The following is a 23,062-nucleotide window of genomic DNA, read 5'->3' as shown; positions in this document are numbered from 1 at the left end:
AGCCGCGCGACCCTGTTCCGGCCATGGAGTCCGACTCATGCGACACCGCCTGCACGCCGTTTTCTTCGCCTGCCTGATCCTTTTTTCCCCGGCGCTGGCCGCCGCGGAAGCCGACGTGGCCGGCGTCTGGCGCGGGTCGCTCTATGGCTCCAACCTGCAAGCCGTGGTCGAACAGGACGGCAACGCGGTCAAGGCCCAGGTCGTCGTCAGCGCCCTGACCGGCGAAACCAACGTCTACCACGTGGTGGGGGCCATCTTTAACGGCCACCTCTACATGCTCCACGGCAGCGGCCACATCTTCGAGGGCGACGCCAAAGGCAACGAACTGACCGGCGTGCTCACCACCAAAGGCGGCAGCAAAGTCGAACTGCGCGCCGTGCGAACGCCGTAGAGAAAAGAGAAGACGGAAGATGCCTCCGGCGGCCAAAGGGGCTGAGCCCCTTTGGAAACCCCACATGGGGTGATGGGGGCGATGGACGAAGAGGCCGGGAGGGTCTCTTCTTTGTTATGGAAGACGATAATATCAGGCGGCCGCCGGCCGCTTTGGAGGATGCGTGGAGGGATTCGTTTTCGGCGTCATGGCTGCCCAACTGGTGGTGCTGGCCGCCCTGTTCCTGCTCGGGCGCAAGCATGTGCGCGGCGGCGACGGCCCGGAGGCCATGCCGCAAGACCGCCCCCGGGCGGCGGTCATCGTGCCCGTCACCGGCGACACGCCCGGGATGCGCCAGGCCGTGGCCTCGCTGATCGATCAGGACTACCCCGATTTCCTGGCCGTGTTCGTGGTGGCCGAGGCGTCCGACCCGGCCGCCGATCTCGTCGTGGGCGTGGCCGGGGCCGATCCCCGGGTCCAGGTGGTGGTGGCCGGCCGGGCCGAAGCCTGCGGTCAGAAAAACCACAACATCTTAGCCGGCCTGCGCGCCGCCCACACCGCCGATGTGTTCGTGTTCTGCGATTCCACCCACGTGGCCGACCGGCACTTCGTCACCAATCTCGTGGCCCCCATCGCCCGGGGCGACGCGCCCATGACCAGCGGCTTCCACAAGGTCGTGCCCGGCGACGGAGCCACGGCCACGGTGGGCATGGCCGTCACCTGCCTGGCCCTGCATCTGCTCCAGCCCATCCGGGCCATCACCCAGCCCTGGGGCGGGGCCATGGCCGTGTCGCGCCAAGCCTTCGACCGGTTCGGATTGGCCAGGCTCTGGGGCCAAAACATCGTGGACGACTTCTCCATGGGGCCGCATCTCCACACCTTTGGCGTGGCCGCCTGGCCCGTGGCCGCCGCCTGCCTGCAAACGCCGCTGGAGAAGGTATCCCTGGCCCGCTGGGACGATTGGCTGACGCGTCAGCTGCTCTATTTGAAGTTCTGCATCCCGCCCGGCTGGATCGTCTCCATCGCGGCGGTGCTGCTCCTGGCCGCGCCGCCCGTGGCCGCCGCGGCCATGCTGGCGGCCTGGATTTTCGGCGCGGGCTGCGGCGCGGGCGCGGCGCTCTCGGCCGTCTATCTGGCCGCTTTTGCCGGGCTGGGGCTGTGTTTCCGGTCGCTGTGCCCGCGCCGGGTGGGCATGCTCGCCTGGCTGCGCGGCTACGCCGCCACGTTTCTGATGCTGGGCTGGTGTTTTGGCCGCACCTTTACCACCAACACCATGTCCTGGCGCGGCATCCGCTACAAGGTCGGCTGGGGCGGCGTGGTCATGCGGGTGATCCGGGACTGACGCACGATGCGGCCGCCTGCCTGCAGACGGCCGCGCCCCCTCCCTGTTGACGCCGGCCCGCTTGCCGTTTAGTGCTGCCCCACCTCTGGCTGCCGCGCGCCGCCGGCAGCGCCCCATATTTTCATCGGAGACGCGACACCACCCATGGCCCGCATCCTCTACGGCGTCCACGGCACCCAGCACGGACACGCCATACGCGCCCTCATTCTCGCCCGGCGGCTGGCCGCCCTGGGCCATGAATTCCTCTTTGTCTCCAGCGAGGAAGGGGCGGGCCTGCTCTCCCGCGAATTCCGGGTCGAGCGCTTCGAAAACCCCGGCACCCGCTACAAGAACCAGCGCCTGGACACCCCGGCCACACTCAAGCTCGCCGCCCGCACCCTGATCAAGCGCCCCTCGGAACTGGCCCGCCTGGCCCGGCTCATCGCCGATTTCAAACCCGACGCCGCCATTTCCGACTACGAATATTTCGTGCCCATCGCCGCCAAACGCGCCGGCATCCCCTGCCTGTCCATCGATCACCAGCACGTCATTTCCTGCTGCGACCATCCCGTGCCCTGGCGGCTGTATCCCGACTACCTGGGCATCCGGGCCTCCATCCGGTTTCTTTTTTCCGCCTGCTCCGATTATCTGGCCATCTCGTTTTTCCAGCCCCCGGCCAAGCCCGGGGCCAGGGCCATGGTCGCCCCGCCCATCCTGCGCCAGAGCGTCATCGACCGCAGCCCGAGCCAGGGCAGCCACATCCTCGTCTACCAAAGCTGCGGCATCTGCGACGCCTTTGCCCCCTACCTGAAAAGCATTGACCGGGAATTCCGGGTCTACGGCTACAAGGTGGACAAGGTAGACGGCAATCTGACCTTTCGCAGCTACGCCGAGGACGGCTTTCTTGACGATCTGGCTTCCTGCGCCTACGTCATCTGCGGCGGCAGCCACAATCTCATGAGCGAAGCCCTTTTTTACGGCAAACCGGTTCTGTCCTTCCCGGTGGCCGGGGCTTTCGAGCAACAGTTAAACGCCATCTACCTGGAACGCCTGGGCTATGGAAAGGCCGCCTCCATGGAGCGCCTGGCCCCCGGGCTCATCCCGGATTTCGAAGCCGCCCTGCCGGCCATGCGCCAGCGTATTGCCGGCGGCCGGTTTTGCGGCAACCAGGACGTGTTCGGCCTTATCGACGCCTTTTTGCGCGACGGCCGTCTGCCGGGCCGTTCCTGACCACGGCCCCTGGCATAAAATTTCCGGTTTTTTTACAGTGCGCCCACGCCAATCCCAGCCCAAGGAGAACCCCATGCGTCGCCTCACCATCCTGGCGGCCGTCGCCGCCCTGTTGGCCGTCCTGGCCGGCTCCGCCCTGGCCGCCGACAAGCCGCTGACCTTTGGCATGTTGCTCGTCGGCCCCTACAACGACAAAGGCTATAGCCAGGCCCAGTACGAGGGTGGCAAATACGTCGAGGCCAAGCTGCCCGGCGCGAAAATGCTCTACCTCGACAAGGTCAACCCGGCCGACCGCCCTGGCGTCACCATTCCCCAACTGGTGGACGATCTGGCCGCCAAGGGCGCGACCCTGATCCTGGCCGGTTCCGACGACATGAAGGACGGCATCCGCGAGGCCGCCGAAGCCCATCCCGACCTCATGTTCGTCCATATTTCAGGCGACGACGCGCTCACCGGCAAGGCCCCGAAGAATCTCGGCAACGTCTTCTCCAAGATGGAATACGCCAAGATGATGGCCGGCTTTTCCGCCGCCATGACCACCAAGACTGGCAAGATCGGCTTCCTTGGGCCGCTGATCAACGACGAGACCCGCCGTCTGGCCAACGCCGCCTACCTCGGCGCGCGCTACGCCTGGGAAAAGGTGCGCGGCAAAAAGGCCGAGGACCTGTCCTTCAAGGTCAGCTGGATCGGTTTCTGGTTCAATATCCCGGGCGTGACCTCCGACCCCAACCAGGTGGCCGGGTCGTTCTTTGACCAGGGCTACGACGTGGTCATCTCCGGCATCGACACCCCCGAGGCCCTTACCGTGGCCGGGGCGCGCAAGAAGGCCGGGGCCGACGTCTACGCCCTGCCCTACGACTACAAGCTGGCCTGCCAGGCCGCGCCCGAAGTCTGCCTGGGCGCGCCCTACTTCAACTGGGGTCCGCCCCTTTTGACCGTGGCCAAGGCCGTGGCCGCCGGAACCTACAAGCCGGGCTTCGAATGGCTGGCCCCGGATTTCGCCGCCTTAAACGACCCGGACAAGAGCCCCATCGGCTTCACCGAAGGCGACGCCCTGGCCCCCGAGGCCAGAAAGGCGCTGGCGCAGTTCATCGCCGACCTCGGTTCGGGCAAGGTCAATCTCTATGCCGGCCCCCTGGAGTACCAGGACGGCGCGGTCTTCGTGCAGGCCGGCTCCACGGCCACCGACAAGGCCATCTGGTTTTGCCCGCAGCTGCTGCGCGGCATGGACGGAGCCAGCGCCTCCAAGTAGGGGGGCGCGGCCAGCAAAGGACTGCCCGTGGACGTCGTGCTGTCCCATATCGTCAAGCGTTTCGGCGCCCTTGCCGCCAACGACGACGTGACGGCGCGTTTCGCGCCGGGCCGCGTCCACGGCATCCTGGGCGAGAACGGGGCCGGGAAATCGACGCTCATGCGCGTCATGTGCGGCGTCCTGGCCCCGGACGCCGGATCGATCACCGTGGACGGCACGGCCCATGCTCGCCTGGACCCCGACGGGGCCGGCAAACTCGGCATCGGCATGTTGGCCCAGGACCCGCTGGATTTCCCGCCGCTTACCGTGTGGGAAAACTTCGCCCTGGGCGGCGGTCCAGTCCTGTCCCGCGGGCAAGCCCGGGAGCGTCTGGACGCCGTGTGCCGGCGCATGGGCTTCGACCTGCCCCCGGATGTGCCGGTCGGCAGCCTCACCGTGGCCGCCCGGCAACATCTGGAGCTGGCTCGCCTCTTTGACCGCGACGTGCGCTTGCTTATCCTCGACGAACCCACCTCCGGCATCTCCCCGGCTCAGAAGGCCGCCCTTTTCGACGTGCTGCGGACCTTTGTGGCCGATGGTGAGCGCTCGGTGGTGCTGGTCACCCACAAGCTGGCCGAGGCCAGGGAGCTGTGCGACGAGGCCACGGTGCTGCGCCAGGGCAAGGTGGTGGGGCATTTCGCCGCGCCGCTGGACCCCAAGGCCCTGCTCGGGGCCATGTTCGGGGCCGACGGGGCCTGTCAGGCAGCCGTCCCGCCCAGGCCCACCGCCAGCAGCGGCGAGAGCCTGCTGACCGTGCGCGACGCCGTCATTGCGGATGAAAAACTCGTGCTCGAACCGTTTTCCCTGGACGTGCGCCCGGGCGAGATCGTCGGCGTGGCCGGCATTTCCGGCGGCGGCCAGGAAGCCTTCCTGCGGGGTCTGGCCGGCATCGCTCCGGCCGTGGCCGGTTCGCTGCGCGTCGGCGGCCTGGAGCTGGCCGGCAAGCCCCACAAGCGGTTCCTCGACGCCGCCGTCCATTATTTGCCAGCCTCGCGCATGGAAGAGGGCCTTTTTCCGGGCCTGACCCTCCTGGACCATGTGCGCCTGGCCTTCCCGGACCGGCGCGACGAGGCCCGGGCCATTTTCGAGGAGCGCTGCGTGGGCCGCTTCCGCCTGACCAACCAGCCCCACGCCCCGGCCGCCCGGCTTTCCGGCGGCAACCAGCAGCGCCTGCTGCTCTCCCTTGTGCCCGACGACACACGCCTGCTGCTGGCCGACAATCCCACCCGGGGCCTGGACGCCGCGTCCATCGCCCAGATCTGGGACCATTTCCGCCAGCGCGCCGCCGGCGGCGCGGCCGTGATCTTTTTTTCCGAGGATCTCGACGAACTCCTGGCTCAGGCCGGGCGCGTTCTCGTCTTCTACAACCGCGCCCTGGTCGCCGACCTGCGGGCCGGCGTCTTTGACGCCGGCTGCGTGGGCGACCTTATGACCGGCCGTCTGGCCCCGGGGGAGATGCCCCAATGACCGACCGCGCCGCCTTCCTGCGCCGGGCCGGCCTGTCCCTGGCCCTGGCCCTGGGCGTGACCCTGGCCATTGTGGCCGCCGCCGGCGCGCCGCCCATCGACACCCTGGCCGTGATGCTTTCCGGCGGCCTGGGTTCGGGCCAGGCCTGGCTGCGCACGCTTTCGGCCCTGGTCCCGCTGCTGTTATGCGGCGCGGCCCTGTGCGTCACCTTCGCCGCCAACCTCTGGAACATCGGCGTGGAAGGCCAGATCACCCTGGGTTCGGTCTTTTGCCTCTGGTTTCTGCGCGATTTCGGCCTCTCGGGCGGCCTGCCGGGCGAGCTGGCCGTGGCCGGCTCCCTGATTGCGGCCATGGTCGGCGGCATGGCCTGGGCGCTGTTATCGGGCGTGCTGCGCACCCACGGCCGGGTTCATGAGATTTTCTCCGGCCTGGGGCTCAATTTCGTGGCCATGGGCGTGTCGTTGTGGCTGATCCTTGGCCCCTGGAAGCGCCCGGGCATGGCTTCGATGTCCGGCACAGAGCCCTTGCCCGCCGCCTTGTGGCTGCCGGCCCTGGGCGGCAAGCCCATGAGCCTGTGGGGCCTTGTCCTGGCCGTGTGCGCCTTTGTCTTCGTGGCCTGGCTGCTCCATCGCACCTTTTTCGGCCTGACCCTGTCCGCCGTGCGCCAAAACGCCATGGCCGCCGAGCGTTTGGGCCTTTCGCCAAAGCGCCGGATGCTGGCCGCCATGGCCATCGGCGGGGCCCTGGCCGGCCTGTCCGGCGGCATATTGGTGGCCGGGCTCTACCACCGCCTCATTCCGTCCATTTCCGGCAACTACGGCTACACCGCCATCATGGCCGTGCTGTTGGCCTCGGGCAGCCTGCGCTTTCTGCCCCTGGCCTGCCTCTTTTTCGCCGTCCTCACCGTCGGCTCCATCCAGCTGCCCCTGTCCCTGTCATTGGATTCCTCCCTGGCCGGCGTGGTCCAGGGGGTGCTGGTGCTGACCCTTTTCGCCGCCCGGCGCATCCTGCCGGCCGGACTCGGCGGAGGCCGGCCATGACGTTGGATTACGCCGCCGCCCTGCTCGGGGCCGTGCTGTTCGCCGCCGCGCCGCTTATTCTTGCTGCTCTCGGCGAAACCGTGTCCGAACGGGCCGGGGTCATCAACCTGTCCATGGACGGCACCGTGCTGTTCGCCGCCATGGCCGCCTTTGCCGCCGCCCGGGCCACGGGCGACCCGTGGCTGGGGCTTGCCGCCGGGGCCGGCTCCGGCGCGGCCATCGCCGCCGTCTTGGCCGTTTTCGGGCTATTTCTCGGCGCATCCGAGCTGGCCGTGGGCTTTGTACTGACCCTTTTTTGCCGGGAACTGGCCTATTTCATGGGCCATGCCCAGGCGAGGCAGCCCGGGCCGGATCTCGGCGCGCTGTCCATTCCTGGGTTGTCCGACCTGCCGCTTATCGGCCCGGCCGTCTTTCGCCAAAGCCCGGTGGTGATGCTCAGCCTCGTGGCCGTGGCCGTGGTCTGGTTTTTCCTCATGCGCACCCGGCCGGGGCTGGTGGTGCGGGCCGTGGGCGAAGCCCCGGCGGCGGCCGCCGCGCGCGGGCTGGCCGTAAAGAAGGTGCAGTTCGGTTGCGCGCTCATCGGCGGAGCCTTGGGGGGGCTGGCCGGCGGTTTTTATTCCCTGGCCGTCAAGCCCGGCTGGGGCCATCCCCAGGGCTGCGAGGGCGCGGGCTGGATTGCCCTGGCCATCGTCATCTTCGGCGGCTGGAAACCGGTGCGGGTGGCCCTTGGGGCGCTGTTCTTCGCCGCCATCCAGGTCTCGGGCATAGCGCTCCAGGACGTGCTGCCCGGCCTTTCCGGCACGCTGTTTCAGATCGCCCCTTTCCCGGTCATGATCCTCACCCTGCTCGTGGTCAACCTGCGCCGCTCGGCCGCCTTCCGCGAGGCGGCAAGGCGCGTGCCGCTTTTGGGCCGCTTCATGCCGCGCACGGCCGGCGGCGCGCCCGGAGCCATCGTCGGCGCCCTGGACAAGGGCTTCTAGTTTTTTTCCACCCTTTCTTCCCCAGCGGCCCGGACGGTGTTCGGGCCGCTGCAGCCTTGCGACCCGCGAAAACATGCCGTTCCCGGGCATCGCGGTTGCCAGCCCCGGCCATTTGCGGTAACGCAAACGCCGAGTCGCCGCCAAAGCGGCAAATACCCTGCCCAATGGATGCAACCGCCATGAGAAAACGCCCGCTGACGCCGCATCTGTACTACCGGATGCCCTGGAACCTGGCCGACAACGCCATCACCTGGCTTGAGCCGACGACCAAGTGCAACCTGTACTGCGAAGGCTGCTACCGCGAGAACGATCCCTTCGGCCACAAACCCCTGGCCGACGTCATCCGGGATCTGGAGCAGGTCAAAAAGATGCGTCGCACCGACGGCATCTCCATTGCCGGCGGCGAGCCGCTTATTTATCCCGACATCGTGCCCCTGGTGCGTTACGTCGCGGCCCAGGGCTGGAAGCCCATCATCAATTCCAACGGCCAGGCGCTGACCCCGGAGCTGGTGCGCGAACTGACCGCCGCCGGCGTGGTCGGGTTCACCATGCACGTGGACTCCCACCAGGTCCGGCCCGGCTGGAAAGGGGCCAGCGAGAAAGATCTGTGCGCGTTGCGCCTGAAACTCGCCGAAATGATCCACGAGCACAGTGGCGGCACGGTGTCGTGTTCGTTTAACGCCACCATCTACCGCGACACCCTGGCCGACATCCCCATGCTCACCCGCTGGGCCCACGAGCACATCGACCTGGTCCAGACCATGGTCTACATTCTCTTCCGCTCGGCCCGAAAGCGCGGCGATTTCGACGTGTTCGCCAACGGCAAGCCCGTGGACGTCGGCAGCCTCGTCTACCAGCTCGACCATCAGGAAAACCACGAGGACCTCGACTCCCAGGAGATCGCCGACGCCATCCGGCTGGCCTATCCGGACCACGAGCCTTGCGCCTATCTAAACGGCACCGAGGACCCGCGCACCATGAAGTGGCTGCTCACCCTTCGCGCCGGCTCCAAGGACGAAATCTTCGGCTACCTCGACGCCAAGTTCGCCGAGTGGATGCAGGCCTTCCACCACGTGCTGTTCGGCACCTACCTGGCCTACACCCGGCCTTGCTGGACGGCTTGGCTGCAAAAGCTCATTTTCCTCACCCCCTTCAACAAGAGCCTGCGCAAGATTTTCGGCCGGCTGCTGCTCAAGCCCAAGCAGTGGACCAAGCCCATCCACATCCAGTCCATCATGGTCATCCAGCCCTGCGACCTCTTTGACGACGGCCGCCAGAACATGTGCGACGGCTGCCCCGACGCCATCTACTACCAGGACAAGCTGGTCTGGAGCTGCCGGGTGGACGAGCTGGAGAAGTTCGGCGCGTTTATTCAGTGCGCCCCGCGCGGCTGCTGCGGCGGCGGCGCCAAGGCGGCCCCGGCTCCCGCGCCCCAGGCGGCTGCCGAGCCGGCCGCCGAACCCGTGACGGCTCCCGAACCCGCCCCTGAGCCGGTGAAGGAACCTGAGCCGACGCCCGCGCCCCAGCCCGAACCGATCCCGGCTCCCGCGCCGGCCCCTGCGCCGACGCCCGCGCCGGCCCCGGCACCCGAGCCCGTGGCCCAGCCCGAGCCGCAGCCGGAACCCGCTCCGGCACCCGAGCCCGTGGCCCAACCGGAGCCGACGCCTGAGCCGGAACCCGAACCCCTGCCCGAACCGGCTCCTGAGCCTACGCCGGAACCGACTCCGGAACCGACTCCGGAGCCTGCGCCGCAGTCCGAGCCGGAACCGACTCCGGAGCCTGCCCCCACGCCGGAACCTGAGCCGCAGCCCGTGCCGGCCCCCCGGATCGAGACCGCCCCGGCCACCAAGGGCATCAGCGATCCCGTGGTGAAAGTGGACCTGCCGCCCGCGCCGGCCGCGCCCGAACCGGCCAAGGCCGCCAAACCGGCACCGGCCGCCGAAGCCAAGCCGGCCAAGGCCGCCAAGACGGCCAAGCCCGCCGCTGAAAAGCCGGCCAAGAAAGCCGGCAAGGCCGCCAAGAAAAAGACCAAGGGACGCTAGTCGTACCGCCTGAACTTCCCTTCCGGCCGCCCCGCGCGGCCGGAAGGGGGAACACCCGATGCCCCCCAAATCCCCCGAGCCCAGCAAAGCGTCCAAGCCGTCCTACGGCATCCTGTCCAAATTTCTGCAACTCGCCGGCGCGCAGTGGATACACGACGGCCTGCACACCTTTTTCCTGATCTACCTCGCCCGGCTGTCCTCCAGCGACTACGGCGAATTCATGGTCGCCTTCGGCCTGGCCTCCATCATTCTCTTTCTTGGCGAATTCGGCCTCAACCAGCCGCTGGTCTCGTCGCTGTGCAAGAAGTTCAGCCACAAAGGCGACATCCTGGCCCAGTACACCCTGCTCAAAGGCGCGCTCCTGGTGGCCGGGTGGCTGGGCGTTGCCGTCTTTATCCACTGGCAGGGCTATACGCCGGGGCTGAAGAACCTCGTCCTGGTCATCTCGGCCGGCGTGGGCCTGGAAGCCATCGCCAGCTCGTTTTTCGTGGCCATACGGGTGGAAGGCCGGCAGGACATCGAGGGCCGCATCCGGGTGGTGTCCGGCATCCTCGGCTATGGCTACGCCATCGCGCTGTTGTCCCTTGGGGCAGCGCCGCATTGGATCGCGCTCTTTAAACTCATCGAAAACGTCGTCAACCTTATCGGCGGCGTCTGGATGGCGCTCAAGTTCACCAATTTCGACGGCCTGTCGCTCAAGCGCAAGTCCCTGGCCCGCACCTGGGCCACGGCCAAAAACGGCACGGTCTTCGTGCTCATGGCCCTGGCTGCCATCCTCTACAACAAGGCCAACCTCTACTTCCTGCAAAACCAGGCCGGCCCCACCAAAGTGGCCCAGTACAGCGTCACCTGGGAGCTGGTGGACGGCATCTCCATCCTGGTCTCCAACCTGCTCCTGCGCAGCATCCTCTACCCGCTGTTCGTGCGGCTGTGGAAAAGCGACAAAAGCGAGTTCACCCGTCTGGCCAACAACTCCGTGCGTTGGCTCATCGGCGCGTCCATCCCTATCATGTTCGTGCTGTATATCGAGTCCGACAGGCTCATCGGGCTGATCTACGGCGGGGCATACTACGACGCCATGTGGATGCAGAAGTGGCTGGTCGGCACCATCATCTGCGGCTTCATCCACAACCTCGCCGCCTATCTTATGATGAGTCAGGGCAAGCAGCGGCTGCTGCTGTTCGTCTACATCGGAGGGCTGGTCCTGAACCTGGCCCTGTGCGCCACGCTCATTCCCATGGACCCCCTGCTCGGGACCTGCCTGTCCATGCTCATCACCAAGGCGGCCGTGGCCGTGACCACCACCACCTACTGCCAGGCCACCATGCGCATCATCGACCTCAAGTCCATGTGGCGCATCGCGGTGGCCTGTCTGGCCGGCGCCGCACTCTATTTCGCCACCTACCGGCTTGGTATTCGCGAGATCCCGGAAGTGTTGGCCCTGGTTCCCTTTGTATTCCTGGTTCTGCAATGGCGCAAGGAACTGCGGGCCCAAAAGGCCCAGGTGGGAATGGGCTAAGCCTCTTGGACCCCACGCGGGATCGACGATGTGCACGATCTGAAACGCAGCGCACGGATTATCGCGTCTGCCTTCTGTTAGTATGCCCACTTGCCCAGGGCATCCTATTGCAATGAAGAATGAATGTTATTCGTCGAATGACTGGAGTAATTGCTGAATTTCTTCTCTCTAAAGACAATCAATTCTGAGACATTCGTTTGCTCGCACTGGCACGATCAATCAAACGACAGTCAAATTTCTCCAGACGTTTTGACGATTGGTTGGCCCATACGCCGATCTATTTCTTTCGATAGCCTCGGAGCCTTTCCAGTAACCATGCCTTGTAACTGACCATTCCTCAAAAGCAACGATTTGCGTCAAGGCTTGCGTTCCAGACAGTGTTGAGATCAAACGTAAACAAAGAATAGTTATCCCAAGACAATTACAATAAGTGGAAATAGTTAGCTTCCACAAAAGATCCCCGCCGAGCATGGAGTGATCTTGACTGGCAGACAAGAAATGGCTACAAGATAGTAGACTTCTTTAATTTTTGAACCCTGGTGAAATACGACACTATTTCTCCGTGTCGCGAAGTTGATCCGACCGAAATGCTCCGAGAGAAGCTTAAAAAGGCTTACCTTGTCTCACCCCCACCAAAGATGGACCATGAAAAAACACTGCCACATCAACAGATATATGTATAACGTCTTCGGCATAACACTTTGCTGCCTTGCCGGAGTCGTTTGCATTACCTCATTATCATTGGCTCAAGACGCCAAACAACTCTCAGTATTTTGTCAGAATACAAGCCTAAGTGATTGCCTGAAGATATTCACCAAAGAAAGTCAGATTGAGGTTCAGCTCGTTGGGATATCCTCAAGCAACATGGTTCGGATCAATATTCAGAGCAACTCACAAATCGACATCCTCAATAGAATTCTTGAGGCAGCAAAAGTCGAGAGTTATGCGATAACCATTGACCAAGCCAAGCAGCGTGCTGTCATCAACGGCATTGGTGTTCAGGCAAACGCCCCTATCAGCGCCAGCCAACCATCGGATCTGACATCCATCAATTCGGCAAAAAATACGCCACAGCAGGCCCAAGCCGCCAACGCCTTTCCGGAGATTGACCCCGCCCAAACCGCAGCCGATGCTTTGACAGCCAAGGCCCCCCCGAATCTCGACGAAGTCATAGAGTTTCCGAACGAGGAGAACGTTACGGTTCGCGAGCTTCTTCTCCGGCGCGATCAGATCGAACTGCTTACACCTAAACCTCACGACATCGCGTTCCAGGGGGACGATGGACAACCTGTAACATTTGGAGATCTGCGCAAGCAACAGCATGAGGCGGATGCGGTCACCAGCGCCGACAGAGTCATTGAACTTCCTGACGGAACCACTCTCACGCACGAACAAATGCGTGCGGATCTCATAGAAGCCAACAAAACCCTGGCGGACAAAAGTGCCTCCGTGGCAGACTCCAAGTCTGAAGCTGACAGCGCCACGTCTCAATCCACGACTTCGTCAACGCTGCGTTCCAGCATGAAAAGCAGTCCATCGGGGACTGAAAAATTGGACACCCCAAAATAATCGGAGGAACTGATGAAATCGTTGTTCAAGATCCTGCTGCTGATTTCTCTTGTGGTGCTTTCCACCACAACGCCCTCCTGGGCAGCTCCGACCACAGGCACCGTGAACTACCTTTTGACGGTACCCTCCGGGGCCGACGCTCCTGTCAACTATATAAATATCACTCCCACGGGTAGCTCAACATCTGCTACACTAACTATTCCCAGCGGCTCCGTTTCCATGGTTTCCGCCATTGCCATGACAGCGCTCGCTTCCAATCTTACGGTCCAGTACCAATCATCCAACAAAGTTTTAACAGCCCTTTACCTTGTCAAGCAATAGTTCAAAATAAGATTTTATCCTGCCAGTTAGTCCCGTGCATTGCAAAGATATTGACAAAGCCCTGCAAAGTTCTGTTTGCAGGGCTTTCCTCATTAACTTTTCCCTCATCTACAAGTGCGTGACCAGAATGCGCGGACGCCTATAGCCAAATTACTTTCTGACGGCCGCCATGATTACCTGTGTGATCAACCCACAAGACATATGTCATCCCGCTGACAGCAACACAAGAGTTTCCCTCGCAGTTTCACTCCAAGGTTTATTCACGCTTTGCATCATCGCCCTAATCTGACAAGATGGATCAACCCTCTGCCTTTCCGCAAAGAAACAACCCTTCCATTTTGCATCGAAACAAGGCAAACTTCTCACGTCTAGTATTTTTCGGATTAGTTATGACGACACTTTCAGATCCTATTCTCCTCAACGAGGATCACGACGATGAACGGACGTGATGGCTCGAAAGAAGCTTCTATACAACGGGGAGATCGTTCGTTTTTAATTCATCCTGATGTTGCACGACACGACTTTGGCAACGACCCTTTTGCTGGTAGCCATGGCGCACTGGATCATTATCTGGGAGCTGGCATTTTATACTACGCGCTCGGCTATCTGAGTCGTAGCCAAGTGTCGATTTGCATCGGCTCAGGTGGCGGTTTCGTTCCAAGCCTCATGCGCCGGGCACAACTGGACATTGGCATTGATCCGTCAGTAACCATGCTTATTGACGCCGACATACCGGATCTGGCTTTTGGCAGCCCTCACCAACCAGGGGGATGGCTGACAACGGAAAATACTTTTCTACAGCGGGAATCAGATATTCTCGTCTTGCCCATGCTTTCACGGGATGCGGCGAAAATCTTAACTACGGAAGGTATTGGCATTGATTATTTACATATCGACGGCGACCATTCCCGGACCGGGGTCTTGGCGGATTTTAAAGCCTATGCCCCTCTATTGACGCAACAGGGTATGATCACCCTGCATGATTACCGCCTGCCGAGCGTAAGCGAAGCTGTTAGAGAGATTTTGGAAAGCTATCCAGGATGGGAACATCTCACTTTCCCCGAAGTGGGTACCGGCACAATCCTCTTGCGCCGCGCCCTGCCACCAGATGTCCCGAGACAACCGCAGAATTGGACTGAATTTACTGACAAAGGTCGTAAAACAACATTGGCACAAGAAGAGCTACAGTCTTGCATTACCGAATACAAGAGAAAATCACGATTTACACATTGGCAGTATTTGACTACCTCTGCCTACCGCTTACGATACGTTCTAGCGATGGAATTCATCGATCAGACTGATTGCACCGTCGTTGAAGTTGGCGGCTACCCCAATACTGTCGTCAGACACCTGCAACAAGCCTCCGTGGTACATCTCGTTGAGCCTTACGCACCGCAAGAATACGTTGCTGAAGTTGAAGCCTTGGCAGCGGAAGCAGGCACCACGCTCTTTTTACACCAGACGAACCTAGCTGATTCTAATTTCGATTCCTCCTGCCTGGGAGCCTTCAATCTTGTGCTGCTCGGCCTGGATATTTCACCAGGCTGCGAAACACGCGAAGACTATGAGCAGACGCTTGTAGCGTTGCTCCGTCTCATTAGCTCGGCCAATCGCGTAGCCCTTGAGATTCCCGACCGTGCTCCGTCGAAGATGACATGGACACTCATTAGCGAGGCATTTCACCCCACCCTCCAGTTAGACGTCACATTGGATTATGGGCATGACCCTGTTGCCGACGCTTATTACGTCAAAGACAACAGAAGCTTAAGAAGGCTGATTCTGTTTTCCTTGGAAGACTCTCCCTGTCCGACCACAGAACGGATCAGGAGTTTAGTCCACGAAACTGCCGATGCTCTCTGGAAAATTCACATCAAACTCAACGAACCACATAACTACGCTTACTGCATTGGCACAACGATTGACTTTACCAGCGAAGGCAACGCAGACGGCTATAAAGCACAAGGCTGGGTCGGCGCGGAAAAAGACCACTCGTGGATGATTGGCGATGAGTCAGTACTTTTTTTGTCGTTCGACGAGAAAAGTATGCCCTCTATTCCTAGCGTTGCCCTCGAAATGGATCTCAAGCCCCTTTTGGCTCCAGGACTTCTTGAACGACAACGAGTAACAGTGACAATCAACAATTTCCCTTTTTTTAGTCTCATTGTTACTGAACCAGGAACCATAAATATCAATATCCCGACCGACATTTTACGAGGCCAACAACCTATAAAATTGTTGTTACAGCATCCCGATGCCAGACGGCCGTGTGATATCAACCCCGAAAGCACTGACCGAAAATTATTATCCGTGGCTGTCCGGAAACTAGTGTTCAAGAACTTGCAACAAATCACTGAAAACCATGACATATGATCTGAATATACCAGGCCAAATCAATGAATTCCAACTTCGCGCCATTGAGGCTGTGGCAACTCTCGTGCCTGAAAACGGGGTTGTTGTTGAAATCGGCTCATTGTTTGGGCGATCAAGCTACGCTTGGGGAGCTAGTGTTTTACCATCTGTGACAGTACATTGCATAGATCCCTGGAAGGGAAACTCCGGCGCAACCCCCCTGCAAGACCGCTGGGGCATTACCTATTCTATTGAACAATTTCGTGAGTACACCAAGAGACTTCAAAACATCGTTCCACATCAGGGTTATAGCCCACGAGACTTTTCAACATGGGATCAAGACATTGACCTGTTTTACGAAGATTCCGTCCATCGCAATCCCACCTTCTCGAAGAATCTTCACTTCTGGCTTTCTCATTTAAAATCCACAGGGATTGCCTGTGGCGATGATTATCGACCGAGGTTTCCGGATATCGTCAATGGCGTCGGTGCGCTGGCGGAGCAGCTTGGCAGAGAATTAATCATAGTTGACAAGTTCTGGTGCTTGCTTCCTTCCGCCGAACTTGTTCCAGCAGTTGAGGCGATACGAGAGCGCCTGCTGGTTATCAAATCCGAAGCGGAAGAGGCCGCGTTGACACATCCATTCGCTCATACACTTTCTATCACCAACAAATCGCACACCATCTCGGCCGGCACGCCTCTCTCTATCGAAATATATGCCTGCAATGAAAGTCCATTTTCCTGGAATGATGACTGCGGAAATCCTTTAACAAGCAATGTACTCATCGGTTTTCAATCTACTGCAAACAGCACCACTGCCAGCTCTATTTACCCACTCAACACGGCGCTTGAACCTGACCGACCGGTCATTGACACCGTCTTGATCTCTACCACAGGATTATCGCCTGGAACGTTCACCGCAACGGCCCAACTTCTTCTTACGGATGACCAGGGAAAGGTTAATCATATACTAAAAGACAACATGCACTGGCTATTTGAAATAACTCCTGAAAAAAATTTGCACGGTATTCCGGATACTTACCAAGCTTTTCACGAAGATAAGCCAGAAAATTTTAACGAAATAAGCTCACTCGACGTCCATGCTGCCTACAGAATGTTCCTTGGGCGCCCCCCCGAAGGAGGAGAGCAAAGGATTTCGAACCATCTTGAAGCAGCAAAAAGTCTCGATGGATTACGACAGCGCTTTATAGTTTCGCCTGAATTCCAACGAACGATTCGTCGCTTTATTCCCGACGGGTACACAAAAAGACACCCTACCGACTTGAATACAATTAAATTCAGGCATCAAAGCGTTAAACATCGCGACCGGACTATGGATAAAATATTTGAGATTCCTGTCGTCGATCCAAATCTTTCACGAGATCACTTGCTTAATATTTTTAGATATCAACCCTTTAAGCTGCCGGACGGCACAATTACGGGTTCAGGCAATGGACAAGTTTATGGCGGCCTCACTCGAGCGATGCGGCCTGGCGAAGTCACCAAAAAAGAATGGGATAATTTTTTCCTTTTAAACAGTGAACTTACCATGATGTATGAAGACATCATCTGGGCTATCAAGAATGAATTTGGAAGCTTCAAAGGGCTCTCATTTGCTGACTTTGCCTGCAATAGCGGGTACTTCTGTTACCGCTACCTGCAGGAAGGGGCCGAAATGGCAACGGGTATTGACGGCTACGATTTTAGCGAAGCATTTTCTATCGTTAATCGCGCGTGCAGTCTTAACGCCAAATTCATCCACGCTTCGTATAACATGATGACTCATGAAGCGAAAGGGCTAGCTGACACTTACGATATCGTCTCATGCATTGCATTCATGTGTTACAGTAGCGACCCAACATATCTATTAACATACCTAGCCAAGCTGGCAAATCGTGCCCTTGTAGTACTATCAAAAATTCCTCACGGAAATGACGAACTCTTTATTAAGTACGCAAACACCGAATCAAAATATTTCAACAAACAATTTCCCATTTGCTTTGACGCCGCAACAGAAATATCCGAAGAATTATTTCGCTGCGGATTAAAGTCTCTGGGTTTTAAAACAGTAATAGAAATTTTAAGGGAAAAACATTGGCAACCCCGTGGAACTGCCTGGAGATGTTTTATTGCTCTCAGATGAGACCAAAGAATTAATCTGTTGCCAACTCTTGATGGAGCAATTGACGCTTATGGGTCGTATAAATATCGTCACTTCAGATAAAGGCTGGATACTCGAGAAATTGGCAACAGAAATCACATCGCGCGTTCCCTATACAACATATACAGACGCAGAAGATCTCAAATCCGACATTCAATATTATATTACTTATTCAAGACGCATTCGCCGTTTCTCACCAATAGAAATTGCTTGTTATACACACCAAGAACACGACAAAGAAGCTGCTAACCTTTTTTTTTCTACAGCATCTGAAGTTGAATATTGCATCTGCATGTCAAAAAGATACGAAGACGTGCTTCGCGGCCATGGCCTCACGCACGTTTCCACTATCTCGCCTGGCGTCGACCTGGATGAACTGTCGCTTAAAATCCGAATTGGCGTTGTCGGGCGGACCTATCACACCGGTCGCAAAGGCGAGCACTTGGTGGCCGCCGTCATGGATATCCCGGAAATCGAATGGCATTTTACCGGTGAAGGCTGGCCCGGGCCTGCAGAAAATATCCCTGCCGACAAGATGGCCGACTTCTATCGGGACATGGACTACATTTTGGTCCCTGCCTTGTATGAAGGCGGCCCGATGTGCGTCGTGGAGGCTTTGGCCTGCGGACGGGAAGTCATCGCGTCTTCGGTCGGGTGGGTCGATAATTTTCCCCATATTCCTTTCAAGAACGGCGACGCGAACGACCTGCGCCGAGTCTTGAAGTCGCTTGTCGAGCAGAAAAGCGCGCTTAGAGCTGCCGTGGCAGCTTACACCTGGGACAACTGGGCGGAAAGCCACGATCGGCTGTTTCGGGACCTGTTAGCTCGCCACGGCAGACCTCCGATAGCCGGCAGCAACGTGTTTTCTTTTGGCAAGGCTTCACCCACGCTCTCGACGGCCTCCTTTCAACCAGCCTTGATCCTGCACGGCAACGAATCCAACAGCAAAGGCGGGCCATCCTTGCGCGTGCCGCGCACCGCCAAAGAACTGCGGAATCATGGTTTTTCGTGCGAAGTTGTATGGAACACCATCAGGGCCTCGAGTGCGCATGACCTCGTTCATCTTTTCAATATTTGGAGCCCCCAGAGCGCTTTGCGAATACTGCGCCAAGCCCGGTCCCTGGACAAACCCGTCGTCTTCTCGCCCATCTATCTGGATCTTCACGAACATGCCTACTGGAGCAACCAGCTGCTCAACCACTTCAAGCGATTTAGAGGCAGCGAATTAGAGACCGTGCTCACGTGTGAAGCAAAGCGATTGGCAAAGACAAGACCTGAAACAATTCTTTTCGAACCATTGCCAGGCTTTCATTCATACTTGCACGAAGCAGTTTCTCTGGCTGACCACACCATTTTCTTAAGCCAGCACGAACGCGACCGAGTCGCCGCGTTAGGGATTTGTCCTGAACAATCGAGCATCATCCACAATCCCGTAGATTCGGATTTTGGCTTGAGCGAAAACCCGCAGCTGTTCGCCGAAACACATGGGCTGCGAGAGTACATTCTCTGTGTTGGCCGCATCGAACCGCGCAAAAACCAACTTATGCTGGCGCTGGCTACGCGAGACCTCGACATCCCTGTTGTCTTGCTCGGGCATAGCGGTTCACAGCAATACACCGAACTCATTTACCAGGTAAATCACCCAAACCTCGTGATGATCGATCGCCTGCCAAATGACTCCGCACTCCTGCGTTCAGCTTACGCAGGAGCCCGTGTAGTCACCTTGCCAAGCTGGGCGGAAGGCGCTTCCCTTGCGGCTTTGGAAGCCGCCTCGACCGGCGCATCGATGGTCCTGGGCAATCGGTCATCAGAGCTGGAATACTTCGGCAATCATGCGCGCTACTGCGACCCGGCCCACCCTGGATCCATTCGCGACGCCATTGTAAAAGCCTGGGACAATCCTCGCCACCAAGACGAAATTCAAGAGCTGCGCCGTATGGTTGCAGATCGTTATTCCTGGGAACGCTATGCCGCAGCGACTGCTGACGCTTACCGGAACGCCGTCGTCGTCCATTCTTCAAAAAAGCGTCCTGATTCGAATTCCGTGGTGAACCGCTCGGGGACTACGCCGACACGCCTCGTGTTTGACGTTACGACCAGCGCCAACCATCGAGGCCGAATTACTGGCATAGCACGCCACGAACGCAACATGGCTCTTGCTCTTCTGAAACACGAAGGCCTCGAGCTCTGCTTCATTGTCTGGCACGATCCAAGCCGCCAGTTTATCGAAGTGCACTCCCGACTGGTTGAACACGGCCTGCTGCCGGATTATCTGAAATACTGCCAGCCTGACAAAGACCTCTTAACCGTACGCTCGATGCCAGGTGCTCCTTTGCTTGTTTGCGGCAGTGCTTGGATGCAAAACAGCCGTTACACAGCCGGTCTGTTGTCCTTAGTCAAGAAGACTGACCTCCGTTTGACTTTTATCATTAACGACATAATCCCTGTAAAATTTCCCTATTGGTTCCAGGACAATTACGCTCCAGTTTTCAACACAAACTTGAGGCACCTTCTCATTGCGGCACATCAAGTTTTGGCCATATCCCGGTCATCGGCGAATGACGTTGAGCAGTTCGCGCTGGATAATCTCGAGACTTCGATTACAGTATCAACTTTTGAATTAGGCAGCGCCATTATCGAAGCTGGCAAAGCCGACGTCGCTGTTGCGCAATCCCTTTCCGAAAGGCTACAAGCTGTTGCCAATATTCAGCAAGGATTTGTCCTGTGCGTAGGCGCCATTCATCCCCGAAAGAACCATCGGCTGCTATTCGATGTATGGACAAAACTCAATGAGACCATGGGAAACAAGACGCCAGTTCTGATCATCGTTGGCGGCGTGGCTTGGTGCGGCGAGGACGTAGCACGCGCTTTCCAGGGCTCCCCCTTGCACCAAAAATATGTTCGAAATCTCACCGACATCACCGATAGTGAACTGCAATGGCTTTACGAGAATTGCCAACTCACCGTCTATCCGTCTCTCTATGAAGGGTGGGGCCTTCCTGTTGCTGAAAGCTTGCGGTATGGCAAGATCTGCTTGGCCAGCAACACTTCGTCTATTCCGGAAATTGCCCCGAACCTAACGGATTTGCTTGATCCTTTGGACGCTTCGCCTTGGGCGCAACGAATTGCTTTTTATTGCAAAAGCAAAACAGCCCGGGCTCAGCGAGAAGAGAAAATCGGACGGCTGTATCAGCCAAAAACCTGGGAAGAAGCGGCTTCGAGCCTCTTGCAATGTCTGGGAACAACTCACACTGCGCCGTCCTGGCGCTATCTCCTGGGATCGTTACTTCGCGGCAATTGTGTGGATGAGTATATCCGCTATTTTACAACAGGGTGGCATACTCCCGAGCATTGGGGCATTTGGTCCGCCGAAACTACTGCCAGCATCAAGCTAAATCCCACACCGCAACCCCAGGGCGACATGATACTCGCAGCCAGTTGCATGGCTGTCAATTCACCATCTTGCCCTTTTATCTGTACGCCGAGCATCAACGGCACAGCATTGCATCGCTGGGTCCTGGACAATCGGCAGTCGAAAATCTGTTTCGCTTATATTCCCCAGAAACTGATCGATGGCTCCGATGCAATCACTGTTGACTTTACCTGTGAGACACTGACGCACATAGGTACGGCAGTTAACAAAAATGACTCCCGATACGTCGGACTCGGCATAAAGGAGATTGCCTTAACCGATGCGGGACAAATTGAGGCCATTCCTCATCTTTTTACGGACAACGCTGCGACGGCCCGGCTCCTGCGCCCCGGGGATTCCATCGGGATCCACACCCCCGGGCTTCATCTGCGAAACTGTGTTGCCGACGGGCAGGTGGTAGACGGGTGGGGCGTTGTCGTCTCCGAAGGGAAACCTGTCCGCTTGTCTCTGTCGCTGCTCGAATTCCACAAAGACGCCGTGCTGGAATTTCTCGTCAGACCCGTGGCAACGACAGAACACCCCGTGGAAGTTTTTGCTTTCGCTCAGGGAAAATTCCTGACGGCGTTACGTTTTGCCGATGACGCGGTAACGACAGTGACGCTTTGCGTCCCACAGAGCGCCCAGTATCCAGGCATGGTCTCCCTAAACATCGAATTCGTCGGAACATCGCCCCTGACACCCAGCAAGTTGGGCATTGGCTCTTCTGACTGTCAATTTTCTCTTGGTTTTTTTGGCCTTCGCATGGGCAGGCAAACCTCGCCCTCCCGCTACAGGGAGGCATGGATGACACTTGGCAAAGAATATGGCGCGGCCGAAGATTGCGCCCAAACCCCCTGCCCAACCTATGATTGTGACTGGTATCCGCCCGAACCCGAAGGCCGTTGGAGTATCGGGGCCCTGGGCACGCTTCGGTTCCAGCTGGCCGACGCTTGTGACGTGCCGCTGTTGCTGGGCATCGAGGCGACGCTCCCGCCGCAGCCGAACAATGCACGCCCCCGACTCAAGGTCGCCCTCAACGACGTGTCCCTCAGGAACGCCAATGCCCCCAACCCCGGTCGCTGGCGGTTCTTTTTCTTCGTATCCCCCGACATCCTGCGCCAAGACAACAGCAACACGTTGACGATTTCCACGGACACCGGCATGGCACCCTTCAAACTGGGGTTGCCAGATGAACGGCATATGGGCGTACAGCTGCACGCCCTCCGGATGGACCGGATTGACGCGGAATCCGCCCTGCGTAACGCATTGTCTTCCCTGACCTCCCCTGTGATCTTGTCTGATGCAATGCCTTGCGAGATGCGCAATCGCCTGCACCTGACAAACCAATCCCTGGCCACCGGGCCTGTCTCCGGGACGTCAATACTCGGGGATGATTTGTTCTCCGTCGCCTTTGACGCAGAGCCTGGCCAACCCCTGCCCATACCTCATATTGTGCTGCTCCTCTTCAAAGCAAGAGCCGACCTTCAGGCGGCCTATTCGTTAGACACGCCTCAAAGTCGTTTCCAACTGCTTCTTTGGTTTTTATTTTTCGAACTTGACAGCGAAACGGCCAAAGCACTGCCACAGAACTATTATAATTTCTTAATCACGCCTCAAACATCTTCTTATTTGAAAGAAGACACCCCACTTCCTTTCTTCGCACATCACATACTACACCTTCGAGACGACGTCATGTCGGCGGTAAAAGATGAACATGGCTCCTTGCAACAAGAAAAATATCTGTACTGGCTGATGCGCTACGGCAGAAATGACTATGCTGTCGTCGATGAAATATTCAAAAGAGTACGCGATACCGCCCTGAACTTGAGTTGATGCGTTCTAAAAGAGCCGAACATCCACAAAGACGTGCCGACAGACTGCTCATGAAACGATGAAGCCACGGACATCCCGCGACCAATAGCGACAGCGCCTGAATGTATTGCCGACGCCGCCCAAGCAATGGCCTGCGAGGCCTACGCCAGCCCAAGAC

General features: G+C 58.6%; 14 protein-coding genes. All 14 read left to right on the top strand.

The window, feature by feature from the left end; genetic code table 11:
- Positions 1–37: 37 nt before the first annotated feature.
- Positions 38–391 carry a hypothetical protein gene (locus DMR_RS01410; protein ID WP_043599830.1) on the top strand — a complete coding sequence of 118 codons (354 nt, stop codon included), beginning with the start codon at positions 38–40 and terminating at the stop codon, positions 389–391.
- A gap of 163 nt (positions 392–554) precedes the next feature.
- On the top strand, positions 555–1,712 hold the full coding sequence (locus DMR_RS01405) for a glycosyltransferase (RefSeq protein WP_012749898.1): 1,158 nt from the start codon (positions 555–557) through the stop codon (positions 1,710–1,712).
- Positions 1,713–1,856: 144 nt separating this feature from the next.
- The gene (locus DMR_RS01400) at positions 1,857–2,921 is read left to right on the top strand and encodes a glycosyltransferase family protein (RefSeq protein WP_012749897.1); all 1,065 of its coding nucleotides are present in this window, start codon (positions 1,857–1,859) and stop codon (positions 2,919–2,921) included.
- Between the two features lie 73 nt (positions 2,922–2,994).
- Complete coding sequence (locus DMR_RS01395) at positions 2,995–4,173, top strand: BMP family lipoprotein (protein WP_012749896.1); 1,179 nt, start codon at positions 2,995–2,997, stop codon at positions 4,171–4,173.
- 27 nt (positions 4,174–4,200) lie between these two features.
- On the top strand, positions 4,201–5,679 hold the full coding sequence (locus DMR_RS01390) for an ABC transporter ATP-binding protein (protein ID WP_012749895.1): 1,479 nt from the start codon (positions 4,201–4,203) through the stop codon (positions 5,677–5,679).
- Entirely contained in the window at positions 5,676–6,719 is a 1,044-nt protein-coding gene (locus tag DMR_RS01385) for an ABC transporter permease (RefSeq protein WP_012749894.1), read from the top strand. Before DMR_RS01390 ends, DMR_RS01385 begins: the two co-directional genes overlap by 4 nt.
- The gene (locus DMR_RS01380; protein ID WP_012749893.1) at positions 6,716–7,699 is read left to right on the top strand and encodes an ABC transporter permease; all 984 of its coding nucleotides are present in this window, start codon (positions 6,716–6,718) and stop codon (positions 7,697–7,699) included. Before DMR_RS01385 ends, DMR_RS01380 begins: the two co-directional genes overlap by 4 nt.
- A gap of 179 nt (positions 7,700–7,878) precedes the next feature.
- Entirely contained in the window at positions 7,879–9,741 is a 1,863-nt protein-coding gene (locus tag DMR_RS01375; protein ID WP_043599828.1) for a radical SAM protein, read from the top strand.
- A gap of 58 nt (positions 9,742–9,799) precedes the next feature.
- Entirely contained in the window at positions 9,800–11,260 is a 1,461-nt protein-coding gene (locus DMR_RS01370; RefSeq protein ID WP_012749891.1) for an oligosaccharide flippase family protein, read from the top strand.
- A 645-nt stretch (positions 11,261–11,905) separates the two neighbouring features.
- Entirely contained in the window at positions 11,906–12,829 is a 924-nt protein-coding gene (locus tag DMR_RS24190) for a hypothetical protein (protein WP_012749889.1), read from the top strand.
- Between the two features lie 12 nt (positions 12,830–12,841).
- Positions 12,842–13,150, top strand: coding sequence for a hypothetical protein (locus tag DMR_RS24185; RefSeq protein WP_012749888.1), 309 nt, complete (start codon positions 12,842–12,844; stop codon positions 13,148–13,150).
- A gap of 435 nt (positions 13,151–13,585) precedes the next feature.
- Positions 13,586–15,520: a class I SAM-dependent methyltransferase gene (locus DMR_RS01360; protein WP_012749886.1), complete on the top strand. Its 1,935-nt coding sequence runs from the start codon at positions 13,586–13,588 to the stop codon at positions 15,518–15,520.
- Positions 15,510–17,642, top strand: a complete 2,133-nt coding sequence (locus DMR_RS22870; RefSeq protein WP_012749885.1) for a class I SAM-dependent methyltransferase — start codon at positions 15,510–15,512, stop codon at positions 17,640–17,642. Before DMR_RS01360 ends, DMR_RS22870 begins: the two co-directional genes overlap by 11 nt.
- The gene (locus DMR_RS01355; RefSeq protein ID WP_148208335.1) at positions 17,605–22,905 is read left to right on the top strand and encodes a glycosyltransferase; all 5,301 of its coding nucleotides are present in this window, start codon (positions 17,605–17,607) and stop codon (positions 22,903–22,905) included. Before DMR_RS22870 ends, DMR_RS01355 begins: the two co-directional genes overlap by 38 nt.
- The last annotated feature ends 157 nt before the right edge of the window (positions 22,906–23,062 follow it).

Origin of the sequence: Solidesulfovibrio magneticus RS-1 (assembly GCF_000010665.1) — a bacterium.
GTDB classification, from domain to species: Bacteria; Desulfobacterota; Desulfovibrionia; order Desulfovibrionales; family Desulfovibrionaceae; genus Solidesulfovibrio; species Solidesulfovibrio magneticus.
Note: the sequence above shows the minus strand (reverse complement) of the source record. Positions and strands in the feature narration are given on the sequence as shown.

What these genes read in the sequence shown, in the direction of transcription:
- DMR_RS01410 (WP_043599830.1), top strand. Translation starts at nt 38, where the DNA reads ATGCGACACCGCCTGCACGCCGTTTTCTTCGCCTGCCTGATCCTTTTT.
- DMR_RS01400 (WP_012749897.1), top strand. Translation starts at nt 1,857, where the DNA reads ATGGCCCGCATCCTCTACGGCGTCCACGGCACCCAGCACGGACACGCC.
- DMR_RS01395 (WP_012749896.1), top strand. Translation starts at nt 2,995, where the DNA reads ATGCGTCGCCTCACCATCCTGGCGGCCGTCGCCGCCCTGTTGGCCGTC.
- DMR_RS01385 (WP_012749894.1), top strand. Translation starts at nt 5,676, where the DNA reads ATGACCGACCGCGCCGCCTTCCTGCGCCGGGCCGGCCTGTCCCTGGCC.
- DMR_RS01380 (WP_012749893.1), top strand. Translation starts at nt 6,716, where the DNA reads ATGACGTTGGATTACGCCGCCGCCCTGCTCGGGGCCGTGCTGTTCGCC.
- DMR_RS01375 (WP_043599828.1), top strand. Translation starts at nt 7,879, where the DNA reads ATGAGAAAACGCCCGCTGACGCCGCATCTGTACTACCGGATGCCCTGG.
- DMR_RS01370 (WP_012749891.1), top strand. Translation starts at nt 9,800, where the DNA reads ATGCCCCCCAAATCCCCCGAGCCCAGCAAAGCGTCCAAGCCGTCCTAC.
- DMR_RS24190 (WP_012749889.1), top strand. Translation starts at nt 11,906, where the DNA reads ATGAAAAAACACTGCCACATCAACAGATATATGTATAACGTCTTCGGC.
- DMR_RS24185 (WP_012749888.1), top strand. Translation starts at nt 12,842, where the DNA reads ATGAAATCGTTGTTCAAGATCCTGCTGCTGATTTCTCTTGTGGTGCTT.
- DMR_RS01360 (WP_012749886.1), top strand. Translation starts at nt 13,586, where the DNA reads ATGAACGGACGTGATGGCTCGAAAGAAGCTTCTATACAACGGGGAGAT.
- DMR_RS22870 (WP_012749885.1), top strand. Translation starts at nt 15,510, where the DNA reads ATGACATATGATCTGAATATACCAGGCCAAATCAATGAATTCCAACTT.